Annotated in this window: 12 protein-coding genes and 1 tRNA gene; 5 read left to right on the forward strand and 8 right to left on the reverse strand. The window is 48.0% G+C overall.

The window, feature by feature from the left end:
• Positions 1 to 42 precede the first annotated feature (42 nt).
• The 7 genes from OEV59_04935 to OEV59_04965 all read right to left on the reverse strand — a co-directional run bounded on the left by OEV59_04935 (position 43) and on the right by OEV59_04965 (position 7,292).
• Entirely contained in the window at positions 43 to 513 is a 471-nt protein-coding gene (locus tag OEV59_04935) for a helix-turn-helix domain containing protein (protein MDH4227083.1), read from the reverse strand.
• Between the two features lie 172 nt (positions 514 to 685).
• Positions 686 to 1,936 carry a phosphocholine cytidylyltransferase family protein gene (locus OEV59_04940; protein MDH4227084.1) on the reverse strand — a complete coding sequence of 417 codons (1,251 nt, stop codon included), beginning with the start codon at positions 1,934 to 1,936 and terminating at the stop codon, positions 686 to 688.
• 27 nt (positions 1,937 to 1,963) lie between these two features.
• Positions 1,964 to 3,709 carry an ABC transporter ATP-binding protein/permease gene (locus tag OEV59_04945; protein ID MDH4227085.1) on the reverse strand — a complete coding sequence of 582 codons (1,746 nt, stop codon included), beginning with the start codon at positions 3,707 to 3,709 and terminating at the stop codon, positions 1,964 to 1,966.
• 13 nt (positions 3,710 to 3,722) lie between these two features.
• Positions 3,723 to 4,886 carry a CDP-glycerol glycerophosphotransferase family protein gene (locus OEV59_04950; protein MDH4227086.1) on the reverse strand — a complete coding sequence of 388 codons (1,164 nt, stop codon included), beginning with the start codon at positions 4,884 to 4,886 and terminating at the stop codon, positions 3,723 to 3,725.
• A 33-nt stretch (positions 4,887 to 4,919) separates the two neighbouring features.
• Positions 4,920 to 6,155: a hypothetical protein gene (locus tag OEV59_04955; GenBank protein ID MDH4227087.1), complete on the reverse strand. Its 1,236-nt coding sequence runs from the start codon at positions 6,153 to 6,155 to the stop codon at positions 4,920 to 4,922.
• A gap of 83 nt (positions 6,156 to 6,238) precedes the next feature.
• Positions 6,239 to 6,327, reverse strand: a tRNA-Leu gene (locus tag OEV59_04960).
• A 122-nt stretch (positions 6,328 to 6,449) separates the two neighbouring features.
• Positions 6,450 to 7,292, reverse strand: a complete 843-nt coding sequence (locus OEV59_04965; GenBank protein ID MDH4227088.1) for a pirin family protein — start codon at positions 7,290 to 7,292, stop codon at positions 6,450 to 6,452.
• Positions 7,293 to 7,434: 142 nt separating this feature from the next.
• Between OEV59_04965 and OEV59_04970 the strand changes: the two genes are divergently transcribed.
• Genes OEV59_04970 through OEV59_04985 form a run of 4 tightly spaced genes read left to right on the forward strand, consistent with a single transcriptional unit; the run spans position 7,435 to position 11,539 of the window.
• Positions 7,435 to 8,094 (forward strand): FmdE family protein, encoded by a 660-nt coding sequence (locus tag OEV59_04970; protein ID MDH4227089.1) that lies wholly within the window; start codon positions 7,435 to 7,437, stop codon positions 8,092 to 8,094.
• 25 nt (positions 8,095 to 8,119) lie between these two features.
• Positions 8,120 to 9,100 (forward strand): class 1 fructose-bisphosphatase, encoded by a 981-nt coding sequence (fbp, locus tag OEV59_04975; GenBank protein MDH4227090.1) that lies wholly within the window; start codon positions 8,120 to 8,122, stop codon positions 9,098 to 9,100.
• 44 nt (positions 9,101 to 9,144) lie between these two features.
• A complete protein-coding gene (locus tag OEV59_04980) occupies positions 9,145 to 10,887 on the forward strand; it encodes a hypothetical protein (protein ID MDH4227091.1) in 1,743 nt (580 codons plus the stop codon).
• 4 nt (positions 10,888 to 10,891) lie between these two features.
• Positions 10,892 to 11,539, forward strand: coding sequence for a cation transporter (locus tag OEV59_04985; GenBank protein ID MDH4227092.1), 648 nt, complete (start codon positions 10,892 to 10,894; stop codon positions 11,537 to 11,539).
• Between the two features lie 352 nt (positions 11,540 to 11,891).
• Here OEV59_04985 and OEV59_04990 read toward each other — a convergent pair whose 3' ends face one another.
• Positions 11,892 to 12,233: a transcriptional regulator gene (locus OEV59_04990; GenBank protein ID MDH4227093.1), complete on the reverse strand. Its 342-nt coding sequence runs from the start codon at positions 12,231 to 12,233 to the stop codon at positions 11,892 to 11,894.
• A gap of 44 nt (positions 12,234 to 12,277) precedes the next feature.
• Between OEV59_04990 and deoC the strand changes: the two genes are divergently transcribed.
• Positions 12,278 to 12,958: a deoxyribose-phosphate aldolase gene (gene deoC, locus OEV59_04995; protein ID MDH4227094.1), complete on the forward strand. Its 681-nt coding sequence runs from the start codon at positions 12,278 to 12,280 to the stop codon at positions 12,956 to 12,958.
• Positions 12,959 to 13,410 lie beyond the last annotated feature (452 nt).

Genomic DNA, 13,410 nt, shown 5'->3' on the forward strand with positions numbered 1-13,410 from the left:
GCGTGGTCAACGCAAGAGATGGCGGGTGATGAAAAACCGGAATTAATTCTCCGGCTCTTTTTTCTCGTCCGGACGAACGGACTTGTAAAAGGCGTCTATGTTGAACTTCATCGCGGTCGAGGTGGTGCTGTTTTGCGCCCTCAAGATGGTAAGAAGTTTCCCGACGTATATCAGTTCTTCGGGCGCAAGCGGAGAGACCTCGATAACCCTGGCAAGCTCCTGCTGCCTCTGGCCATAGGGTTTCTTATCCTCGGCAACGCCGATATACCTCTCTGACCTGGGACCGCCGCCGCCGCCAAGATAAGCATCCCCCTTGCCGGTAAGAAGCCAGTCAACGGACAGCCCGTAAAGCCCTGCAAAATCTATGACAAGGTGGCTCGGTATCCTGCTTTTCTTTTTATAATTGGAGAGCGCCTGGGGGGTGATATTTAGGGTCTTGGCAACCGCGGAGTCGTTCTTCAGACCCGAAGAGTACTTCATCCTGCCGACTATTTCCAGGTAGTCGAGTTCCATAAATAATCCTATGTAAAAATATTCCCTGCCGATTATTTCGAGTACAAGGCAACTTTAGCATATAACCTTATTAAATTGCAAGTGTTATGATTGCCGGGCGATTTGCTAAGCCTGGTTTTTACGCAATATTGCTAACACATGGATTGTATTGACTTTTTACCTCTGATTTGATTTACTGCTCATTGTCATCGGCTGTATCCGGCTCCGGATACCTTATCCTTACCAGAAAATCGTTACTCGTGGAGGCTGCCAGATCAACTCTTACAGAATGCTTACCCTGGGGTAAATCCATAAGAACACGGTCCCTGTCACCGACAACGGTCTTTGAATCCCCTGGTATGGATGCATCTTTATCCGGCGTTGCCTTAAGGCTTTCCCAGGAGTGCAGCTTGCCGTCGACTTTGACTTCGACAACATAGCGCCCGTCACCGGAAACGGCTACCGGCATCAAAAGCCTTGTCTCTATTCTAAGCGTTGTCGGGCCCTTTATGGTAACATCCACCGGATGCCCTGCCGAAGACTTCCACCACTTCTGATAACCGTCGACTAATTTCAAATCCATCTCTTTGCCGGTAGAAGGCACGCCGTTTGTCCAGGTAATCTCCTTTTTGTCGGAATAAGAACCAAAAAACAGGCCAATTGAAAAAAGCAGGACAATAACAGCAAAAGCGACTGCGTACTTCGACCATTGCCAGCGAACGGTCTTTTTCCACCGCCCTTTGCGTATCGCCGGCCAAACCTCGCGCTTTGCTCTTTCGTAATCGTTTGGAAAATCTATCTCCACCCACGGCATGCCGGCTATGTTATAGGCCTTGAGCTCTATCTCCGTGCACACGGACCTTATGCCTTCCATGACCCAGCTTTTCTTCCCGCCGTCGTTAACGAGCGCGCCTATACGCGAAAAAAGCGCGTGCGTTGCAGCTGCGTCAAAGTAAAGCATGCCAAGGCTCTCGCCCCTTGCCATTATCGGAGAAACGTCCTTGCCTATGTCCACAACGCGGCCTTCCTTGATAACGACCTTTGTCTGCTCCTTGCCCATGGAAGACGTCGAATCGAACACAAGGGCATTCGGGCCCTTGCCAATAAGATAGTGAAGTATCGAAGGGTCGAACAGGAGATCGCAGTTAAGGAGAACAAACGGCCCCTTTATCCAGTCCCTGGCAAGCCAGAGGGAATAAAGACTGTTTGTGATGTCATAGATGGGATTATCGACATACTCGACCCTGTGCCCGAGCACACGCTTAACCTCCATGGCCTTATGCCCGACTACAACAAGCACCTTGCCAACCCCTGCGTCATGAAGCGCCTCGAGCTGGTGCTCTATAAGAGGGCGCCCGTCTATCTCGATAAGGCACTTTGGAGCACCGCCGGAAACCTTCTCAAGCCTGCTTCCGGTTCCTGCCGCGAGTATTACGGCCTGCATACTTAGGGTAACCGCCTTTTCTGTATTTTATTCATCCTCGCCGCCCGCCTCTTTCGTAACGCCTGCGTCGGCCTCCTGCCTTCTTTTCCATTCATCCGGCGTGCCGTCGAAATCGACCTTGCAATTTCTCATAAAAATAACCCTGTCGAACTTTTCCAGGGCAACGGGCCTGGACAGGGCCGCAACAACCGTTTTGGCCCCGGCCCTCTTTATTATTTCCTCAACGCAGCGCGCGCTTCTTTGCTTGCTGAACCCTCCGACCGGATCATCGAGAAACCAGATTCCCGGAGTTACTCCCACAAGTATCGACGCAAGGCGAAGCGTCCTTGCCTCGCTCCTCGTAACCTTTACCGAATCGACTTTGCTCTCGAGGCCTTGAGGAAAATCATTTATGACATTCCATGCCTTTGTGAGCCTTAAAACCTCTTCTTCGCCTGACAAATCGGCGTTTGGCCCCTGAAGCCTCAAGACCTTCCATAAAACGCTCGAGGGAAGCACCGGGTCGCTCGAAAGAAAGGCCGAGACCGACATGAAAAACGCCCTGTCGCCGCTTGCCTCCATGCCGCCAAAACCGACACTGCCTTCTTCCGGTATCTCGACACCGGCAAGCACCTCTATAAAACTCGTCTTACCGGAGCCGGTTTTGCCGAGTACAGCGACCTTTTCCCCGGGCCCTATGGAAAGCGATTCGACCTTTAGCCTGTAGCCGCCGCCCTTGCCTCTATAAGAACCGAGCCTGACATTATCTAATGTTATGGCAACCGCCTTTTGGCTTTCGGCATTGAAGCGCACGGTCTCGGTGACTTCCCTGCCTTTTAAAAACCCGGAAACGCTTTCTACGCTCGCAGCCACCTTGCCTGTGCGCGCAAGCTGCCGGCCGACCTGCACCATGCGCCTGTGCACCGTTAGCGCGTACGCTATAAAAAGAAAGAGCTCTCCCGGCCGTATGGAGCCGGAGTTTACGCCCTGATACCCTATCCACAAAGCAACACCTACCGAAATGGCAAGCACTACGTGCACATAAAACGAAGACACGGCGATTATCTTCGTTGTGCGGACCTCGCGCTGCGCTTCGTCGGCATCGACGTCTTCCGGCCCTTCAGCCTGATCGCCGTAATCGAGCCATTCCTGAAGCGCTGCGGCATAGCCGGTTTCCTTACGCCTTGTTTTGCCAGATGTCCTGGCAACGGGCTTTGACGTGTAAAGCCCTATGATTATCGCAATAAGCCCGGCGATAAAAAACACCAGCCCGAGCTCAATCGAAACAACGAGCATCACTATGCAGACCACGGCAAAGAGAAGCCCGTTTTGCAGGCCGTGAACGAGTATGCCTGCTATGCCGCTCTTTATTCGGCCGATATCGCCTACAACCCGCGCTATGATATCGCCCGAAGACGCGCGCTTTGTCGAATCAAGAGCAGCAAAGCCCTTCACTGCCGCGCTTCTTAGATCGTTTGCCGTAAAAGAGGCAAACCTCATGAGATTTACGCGCTGTATGAGTTCGGCAAAACCAAGCCCCGCGCCAAGGAGCACATATAAAACAGCGAACCATGCGACCGGATGACCAGAAGACGGCAGATACGCCAGAATACTGTCGGCATGGCCTCCGGGGAATACCATCTCTATGACCCATTTAAGGGGCCACGGTATGGCAAGCCTGAAGAATACGACAAGACATGCCCCTACAGCGCCGCGCCAAAACCATCTCGAATGCGACTTGCCGTAAGTAACAACGGTATTTAACGCGCTGCTGCTTTTTTTCCCGTTTGTCATTCTGATTTACAGGTTAACGGCCATCGGCGTCTTTTAAAGAAACAGCCTTGTCATCCGGTGCCAGTTCCTCGACACCTCTCGGCAACGAATCTCCAACCCCTGCCGCGTACGAAACAACCCCCGCAACCCTTTCAACGGCCTTGCCCGGCTCGTAAAAAACATCCGTTGCCATTTTTCTCCTGAGCCCTGCATCATCGCCTTCCCCTGGTTTTGCCGAAAGCCCGGCCTCTATGGCAGAAGTAAGCTCATCCGGACTTTTGACGATACGGCCGATTTTACGGCCATAGGTATCGAGGTCAAGGGCAGGCGCTCTTTCGATAAGCTTCTTAAAGAGCTTTGGCACATCCATAAATATTATCGGCCTGTCCATAAGCGTATATTCAACCGCTACCGAAGACGCGTCCGTTATAAGAAGGTCCGAGGCAAAGAGATACGGCTCTATGTCGATATCGCGCACAAGGTGCACGCCGCTTTTTTCGTATACAGCAAGTTCCTTGAACCAATCTATCTGCTTTTTCGGGTGGTCGTGCGGCTTTACAAGCAGATTCCATTTCGCACCACCGCTTACGGCCTTTACTATCTCGTGTCCCATTGTGTCGAGGGCGTTATTTTTCTCGCCCGTGGGAGCAAAGAGTACGGTCTTACGGGCAGGGTCAGCTCCTATGGCCTTTAGAACGGCATTTCTATCGAGCCCTCCGGCCACCAGGGAATCGGTCTTTGGAAAACCGGTAAGGAAGCAGCGCGAGCCGTCCTTGCGTATAAGACCGTTTTTACGGTACAGCTCGGCATGATAACGGCCCGGCAGGCAAAGCATGTCGAAGCGAAGGGCCTTTTCCCTTACAGCAAGGTTCTTAAACGACACACCGTGGAATATCTGCACGGTCTTTCCAACGGAGCCGGGAAAAAGCGTATCGGATAGATGCGCGGACACAAGAACATCGAAATGCTCGTTGCGTATATTTTCTAGCGACAACACATTTTCCCTGTTGACTGGGAAAGGGTCGTAGAATCCTTTTTCCTCAAACGTTACCTCTTCGCCCTCTTTACGGCGAAAACCGCCGGAGAGATACACCTCGACATCCGGATTTTCCATGAGCCGCTTATACACCGGCAGAAAGCACACGAAGTGCACCTGCGCATAGCCTGTAAACAGTATTTTCTTTTTTCCCATTGTCATTTTGCCTGTCTTTCTCTGTTTTGTGCCGCTATATTATATCTTATACAAAAGCGAAACCGCATAAACGGTGTTCTTGTACGCCTTTTCATCGGCCGGGTCTATCAACTGTACCCCTTTTCTGTCGGCATCCTCGGATATCTTCGTCCATTCGACGGCAAGACGCAAATCCTTTATTATTTCTTTTTCAACCCCAAGCCCGAAGGAATCGAGGGTATCTTCTCTATCCTTGTGCGTAAAATCATATTTTTCCTTGGACGTATATGTCTGCGTGCTGTGCTTAAGTTTAACAAACCAATTCCAGTTTGACGGGAATTCGACGTCCACTTTAAGGGAGAATGTATTGTCATTATGTGCTCTGTCGATATTCTGCATTGTTTTTGCCTTGGTTTGCGCTATACCGCCAACGCCGTTTAGATCAACGCCGAGAATGGTTTCGTCGAGTATCATTATCTCGGCCTTGACAGGGGTTGTTGCCTGCTCGCGAAGATACGCGCCCCTTACAGAGATGTTGCCCTTGAAATCGAACTTCACACCGGCGCCTATCTTTAAAACGTCCTCGCTCCTGGCGGCAAACGGCGCATCGTATTCCTTATATTCAACGCCAAGCAGGACATCTGCGGATATTTTTTCGAAGATAGGGCCGATCCCGTCTGTTTTCATGGTTTTCCAGAGGTTCTGGCCGTAAATTATGTCGACAAGCGTATCGGTATAATAAGCGCCCTTATATATCTTCTCGCTCGAACTTATATTGTTGTTCGCGTTTTGATCGACCGCGTCCGCAAGGTAGTTCTTCTTGAACACGTTCGTCATGTACTCTGTCTCTAACGCAAGAAATTTATCGCCGGAAAATCCTTTTTTCACCTTTATATCAAAGACCGGATGGCTTTTTTCGGAATTGTCTGTAAACATATGGTACGTAAGCCTTGGCCGTATTTCTATATCCGAGTCCCCGGGGGTCTTGAATATAGCGAATATGGACGGAGAAAATATCAGATCGTCTACGGATTCCATGTTCTTAAAACGCCCACTGGCAACGTCATTCGGTGCGTTAATGTCAAGGTCATCGGCTGCTTTGCTGGTAAGGTTATAAATGTTGCTTTCCTTGGTCAGCTCAACGCCGAGCACAAGGCTGCCCTTCCATGAGTCTGCCTTGTTATCATTCTTATCTGCCGCACTGGATTGTGGCTCGGCTGCGAACGAAAAACCAGCCGACAAAAATATCACTGCCGCAACAATTACCGGAATTCCAAAACATTTTTTATTACGCATCGTAAACAACTCTCCTTTGCGAGTTTATGGTTAAAACCTTTTAAAATATAACAACGGGAACTTGGCGGAGTGTAAATAATTTATGGTGCCCGAGGCCGGGATCGAACCGGCACGTCCCTTTCGGAACTCGGGATTTTAAGTCCCGTGCGTCTGCCAATTCCGCCACTCGGGCAGCCAGCTTACTTTTTATCAGAATAGCAGGGATTAGTCAATAAAAGCAGGCGAAAATATCGGTTTTTTATGAAAAAACCGCCAAAAAGAAGTCTATTTTGCCAAAAAAAGCATCTTTTGGGATTACCCTATGAGCCCGCTCTCGTAATCCTCGAATGCCTGCCTTATCTCGTCACGCGTGTTCATGACAAAAGGCCCTCCCCTTGCAATCGGCTCGTTATTCGGGGAAGCGGCAAAATACAGAAACCCCGCCTTTTTGCCGTTTGACGTGAATTCGACATCAAAGCCTGCAGGAAGCTCTGCAAGGGTCTTTTCGCTGACAATATCTTCTTCCTTACCCGACCTGACCAGCACTTCCCCTGTATGAACATATATAAAACAGCTCATGCCTTTTCTGATTTTTATTTCCATTGCCGCGTTTTTATCAAGCGACACGTCGAAGTAATCCGCGCTAAGTATATTTTTTGCCGGGCCTGTTGCGTTGCCGTATTTTCCTGATATTACCTTTACCACGACGCCGTCTTTTTCAACTGCCGGTATCATGTCCGGGGAAATGTGCTGGTACCCGGGTTCGGTCATCTTATCCTTCGCAGCAAGGTTTAGCCAGAGCTGGTAACCCCATAGCTCGCCCTTTGTTTCCTCGGGCATTTCGCTATGAAGAATGCCCTTTCCTGCCGTCATCCACTGCACGCAGCCGTCGGTAAGCAAACCGCCGCCGCCCCTCGAATCTTTATGACGAAAACTGCCGTGTATCATATACGTAATCGTTTCTATGCCGCGGTGCGGGTGCGTCGGGAACCCGGCAACATAATCGTCCGGCTTGGAACTTCGTATCTCGTCCAACAAAACAAACGGATCTATGTGGCTTAGCGCGTTTGTGCCTATTATACGGTTTATCTTCACCCCTGCGCCGTCCACCACGTGCACGCCCTTTGCAAGGCGCAGTACCTTGAATTTATCGGTCATATAAACCTCCTTCTCCATTATAGCAGAAAACCGATGGATTCAAACCGCGCTTACCTATTATATGTTGTTAAAGAAACCGGTGTATTTTGTTGAAGAAACCCGCTTTTTCTGATATTTTAAGGTGTGCATAAGGAGGCTTAAGATGTCAAAAGACTCAACCGCCTGGAAACAAAAATTCTACGACGAGGTAGAGACCATCTCTCTTAAAGAGCCGCTTGCGTATGTGCTGGGCTCACAGGAAAAGGACAGCCTCTGCCATTTTACCTTTCACGACGCCATAAAGATGGCCGGGCACGCATGTCCTGCCGTAAGCAGCGCATATAAAGTAACGGCCCTTGCCTTAAAGGCCCTGTACGGAACGGAAACACCTGTAAGGGGCGAAATATTAGTGCTTATAAAGGGCGGGGCAACGCAACTCGCCTACGGCCCGCAGTCACAGGTGATAACGCTCATCACCGGGGCAAGCGGCATAACCGGGTTCAAGGGGCTTGGCGGCAAGTACTCGCGCTTTAATAAACTCGTTTTCGACGAAGACGATTTTCAATTTTGCACATACATATTCCAGAGAGCGGACACAGGAAAGGCCGTTCGCGTAATCTATGACCCGGGGAAACTCCCGGAAGACCCGGCCATGGCCGAGCTCTCGCCAAAGGTCATAAAAGGGGGCGCAACACCGGAAGAACACGCAAGGTTCATTTCTCTCTGGCAGGATAAAGTCAAAAAGATACTTCTTGAATCGAATAAGCTTCCGGGGCTTTTTACGGTGGAAGAGCTAAAAGACTTCGAATTTCCTGCGGCATAAACGCCTTTAAGAAAGGAAAACCGCCATGTCCGACAAAATAGGAATGCCGCTTACGAAATTCCTTCTTGAAGAACAAAGAAACCGCTCGTCCTCGACAGGGAACTTTACTTCGCTTCTCTCCGACCTGACACTCGCAACAAAGATAATATCGAGAGAAGTGAACAAGGCCGGGCTCGTAAACGTGCTCGGCTCTGCCGGAAAAACGAACGTGCAGGGCGAGGAAGTCCAGAAACTCGACGAATACGCCAATTCGACCCTCATACGCACCATGGAGTACGGCGGCCACCTCGCTGCCATGGGCTCCGAGGAAAACGACGGCATCATAAACATCTGCTGCGATTACCCGAGAGGGGACTACCTTCTGCTCTTCGACCCGCTGGATGGCAGTTCCAATATAGACGTGAACATAAGTGTCGGCACCATATTTTCCATTCTAAGGAAAAGGCCGGGCGGCGATGCAGCTGAAAAAGATTTTCTCCAACCCGGCACCGAGCAGGTCTGCAGCGGATACGTCATTTACGGCCCCTCTACCATGCTCGTGTACACCACGGGCCACGGCGTGCACGGCTTTACGCTCGACCCGAGTGTCGGGGAGTTCCTTCTCTCGCACGAAGACATGAAGATCCCGGAAAAGGGCAAAATCTACAGCATAAACGAGGGAAATACAAAACACTGGCACGGCTGGACGCATAAGTACGTCGAAAAAATAAAGAACAACGGCATGAACGCGAGGTACGTGGGCTCGCTTGTTGTCGACTTCCACAGAAACCTTCTAAAGGGCGGCGTGTTTCTCTACCCAACCGACAACAAAAGCCCCAAAGGAAAGCTTCGCCTGATGTATGAAGCAAACCCGCTTGCCTTCATAGTGGAACAGGCAGGAGGAGCGGCTACCGACGGCAAAATGCGCATAATGGACATAAAACCATCGGAACTCCACCAGAGGACGGCTCTTATAATCGGCAGTAAAATTGATGTAGAAGAAGCAACCGGGTTCGCAAAGGCGTAATAGTTCCCATTAAATCTTTTACGGCTGTTAGATAAGGAGCCGTCTTGCTGCCATCCGCCTTAAAAAGAACGATTATCTCGACCATTCTATTTGCGCTTGTTGGAGCGGAAATAGGTATTCTTCTCTTGATTTATCTCATCGATATACTTTTGGAAACGGAATCCGTTATTCTACCAAAAACCGTTTTTGAGGAAATGACCGCCTTAAGGGAAACTTTCAACTTCTGGTTTCTGGACACCGATATTCACGGTTATATTATTATTGCATCTTTCTTGGTCTTTCCGCTTCTTATCGGTCTTATGAACAGGGATATTTTTCGCGCAATAAAACAAAGGCCTGTCATTTCTCTTTTTATTATTCTCATGACTCCAGTAAGTATGTGCCTTGCACTATATTTTCATATAGAACAGGACGCTTCAAGAGGTCTCTTCTTGCTTCTCTTCTTTTCATTCATGCTGCTTTACATGCTTATTCATGCTGAAGAAGGCGTTCTTTCTAAACTTGCCGGAGAAAAGTACATGTCTTCCCGCAAGGCTGCGCTTCTGAGCATAGCAACCGTCGTATGCTCCTGTGTAGTGGGTACCGTATTTACTTGGACCGTTGCAAACATAGTGACTCAAATTTCGGATTATGCCATACCCGATATGGAAATAAAGAATTCTGGTTTCTATATTATTATTGGAACATTATTTTTTTCCATGTCCTTTGCCCTTTTTGCGGCAACGATAATGAACCTGGCGCTTCGTGCCAAAAGCAAGAATGAACGATGGCGCATGGCGGCAACCGCCGTTATTCCATTGCTCATCATCCTTATTACCGCCTACGCTTTCTATCTTAACAACTTGAAATTATACGGCAACGGCGACAAAACATTAAATGACGCTGCCGGACTTACCTTTCTTGCAGCACCGCCCAAGCCACGCACGGTGCTCTGGTTGAAACCCCAAAGCGAGACAATGGGAATGCCAGCGCCTCTTCGTATTGAATCGCGAAGCAAAGACCCGTTTTTCCATAAATATAAGACCTTTAATATCGACTATCTGCCTGAAAATCTGGAAAAACTCAACCGATATATAGCTTCAAAACAAGAGGATCCCGCGGTATTTTACGCAGACGCACGGCGCATACGTGCACAAATAGCTCGCATACATTGGTTTATTGAAGATTATAGGAAATTATCTGCGGCGAACGGACGCGAAAATTCCGACTTTCTCTATTTGCTGAATTTAGCTTTCTCGCTTCGCTATGCTCCGGTAACCGCAGATAACATAAGTCTGCTTGAATATCTCAGCAATGAGGAACATTTTATTATTGGAAGCCGCCGCAGTAGGTCTGTCGCGGATACCTGGTTGGCATACGGAAACATAGAAAAAGCGAAACATTTTTATCAAAAAGCGGGACTTAAAAAAGAAAAAGACTATGATAAAATAATAACTGCTCTCGAATCCGGCAAAAAAACCTTTATAACAGGTGTTGTCAAAGGCCGTATAAACGGAAAAATAAGTAAAGGAACCCGGATAGGACTTCAATCTACTAATATTTTTTATTTTGGCAAAGAACACTTCTTCACCCTAGCGATGACTGGTGCACAAGAACTAAGTAACGACGGTAGATTCTCCTTTAGTAACTTACAGGAAGGAAAATACATCTTACTCCTTCTTTTGCCAAGCGGCGAAGAGGGCCCCTTTAAAATTGAAGGGGGCGGCGAGTTCGAGGTAAACGCCAAAAATCCGGTTGTCGTTAAAAACATAAACGTGGTAAAATCAGACAAAGGCGGGAAAAACTAAATTCATGTCCTCCACCTGCACAGATAACTGTGAAGACTTGGCAAAGAGCCAAAACCGCTCAAAAGCGCTTATGCTCGAGTATTTTACAGTCGGGTATAACGTATTCGAGGGCATTGCCTCTATTGCCGCCGGCATACTTGCCGGAAGCATCGCGCTCATAGGGTTTGGCCTGGATAGCGCAATAGAATCCGCATCCGGAGGAGTGCTCATCTGGCGGCTTTTAAAGCACGGAAAAATACCACCGGAAGAAGAGGAAAAGGTCGAAAAAAAGGCCGTGCGTCTGGTTGCGTACAGTTTTTTCCTGCTTGCGGCCTATGTTACCTATGAATCAATTGAAAAGCTATACCTTCATGAAGCGCCCGAACCTTCGCTCTTTGGCATGATAATCGCGGTTCTTTCAATCATTATCATGCCGTTTCTTGCGTACGCAAAATGGAAGCAGGGCAAGAAAATGGGGCTTCGCTCGCTTATTGCGGACAGCAAACAAACGCTGATTTGCTCGATGCTCTCTGTGGCACTCCTTATCGGCCTTGGGCTTAATTATCTCTACGGCCTTTGGTGGGCTGACCCTGTAAGCGCGCTTGTCATCGTGGTGCTCATTTTAAAGGAAGGCTTCAAAGCGTTAAAAGAAGAAAAACTCTGCACGTGCTGAAAAACATATGCGATTAAAATATTTTTTTGGTATTATCGCGGTATTATTTTGCTTTTTTTTGCTAGGCTATCTAACCCCTAAATCCATTTATTTTATTCCCGTATTCATCGGCGAAGTAATTCTTGTTATTCTTCTTAATCTATATATTTATAAAATCCGTTGTCCAAATTGCACAAAACTTTTGTTATGGAAAAAGGGGCTAGAAATCGCCGGATTTCCCGTGTTTGGTTTTTGGAGATTATTTATTCCTAAAAAATGTCCGCACTGCGGTATCAATATTACATAACACCTGTTTGTCAGTTAATCTTAAATATCAAGAGCCAAATCGAATTACTTTTGTCACTTTTATACATTACTTCTTCTCTATCGAAAACACCGGCGCCGAAATTGAACTTCCCTTGCACTCCGGGCATCTGCCAGGTTTCGTAAGCCTGGTCCTGTCCTCGAACTCATAGCCGCACCTGTTGCATTCGCTTGGCGTCATCTTAAGCCGCTTTACGCTCTTTTCAAAGCTCTTCTCGATGTGTTCGAGATGTTCGTAAACATCTTTTTCCTTGATACTGCAAAGAGCGGATAGATCCTTCGCGGTTAGACCAAACTCGCTTTGCTCAAGCTGTTCGATTATCAACTGCCGTATGGTCTTTGAACGTTCTTTCGGGACCGTTGGTTTTTTAATTTTTCGTGTTTTTTCCATTTTGACCACTTGTATAAGGATAACATTTCTGCTATGGTCTTACCATGGCAACCCTCGATGTGTTCAGCCTGGCAGAAAAGATAGACTATACGCTCCTTCGGCCAAACGCAACGCTTACGGACTTTACGGCAATGCTCGAAAGGGCTCGCTTATACCCGTTTGCCTCGGTGTGCGTGCCGCCAAGCATAGTCGAGTTCGCCAAGGCTACGCTAAAGAGCGAAAAAACCCCCATAACAACAGTCATAGGCTTCCCGCTCGGGTTCCAGACCCTTCCGGTAAAAATGCTCGAAGCGCGGGAAGCGCTGATAAACGGCGCAACCGAGCTCGACATCGTTATGAACATAACCTATTTCAAGTCCGGGGATTATAAATACGTAAGGAATGAACTAAAAGCCATTACCGCCTCTGTGCCTGAAATAAAAACAAAAATAATCATCGAGACCTCGATGCTCACAAAGGACGAAATAAAAGAAGCCGTGGAGCTTATAGCCGCTTCCGGCGCCAGGTTCGTAAAAACATCCACTGGATTCGGTTCTGCATCTGCGACTACACCGGAGGACATAAGGCTTTTAAAGGAACTCTGCGGTTCAAGACTTTTAATAAAGGCTTCCGGCGGAATAAAGACCCTGCAAAACGCAATGGACATGCTTAATGCTGGCGCGGATAGGCTCGGGGTAAGCAGCGCCGTTGAAATACTTGCGGAACTCAAGGGAAAAGCCTCTTAAAAAAGGATTAAAACTAATTTAACATCCGTTTTTCTGCTTTTCAAACCGTTTTTTTGACCTTATAATTATAATCAGATAATTGATATACGCGCGGCGAACCAAATTTTTGGATACAAGCCGCAAATAAAGCGACGCCGGACAAAAAGCCCTCCCCCTTCTTGCCGGCGTCGTTTTTTAAGCAAAATAAGTTATAAATAAAAAACTGTTCTCGTTTCGTCTTACTTACTCTCTTAACTGTTTGCCGCTACCGCAATATTGACTTGCAACATGGTACTGTATAGAATGATATCTTAAAAAGGAGTTTTGCCTCCGATTGCTTAAAATAAGGTAACCAACCGGGATATTATGATAAAATGTCCAAGATGTGCTGCCGAAGTAAAGCAATTTTCCAGAACCTGCGAAACCTGCAAGACCGAATTTTCCCAAAAGACATACGATAAGATAAGCGAATA

The organism is Deltaproteobacteria bacterium, from assembly GCA_029858205.1.
Taxonomy (GTDB): Bacteria; Desulfobacterota; GWC2-55-46; order GWC2-55-46; family DRQE01; genus JAOUFM01.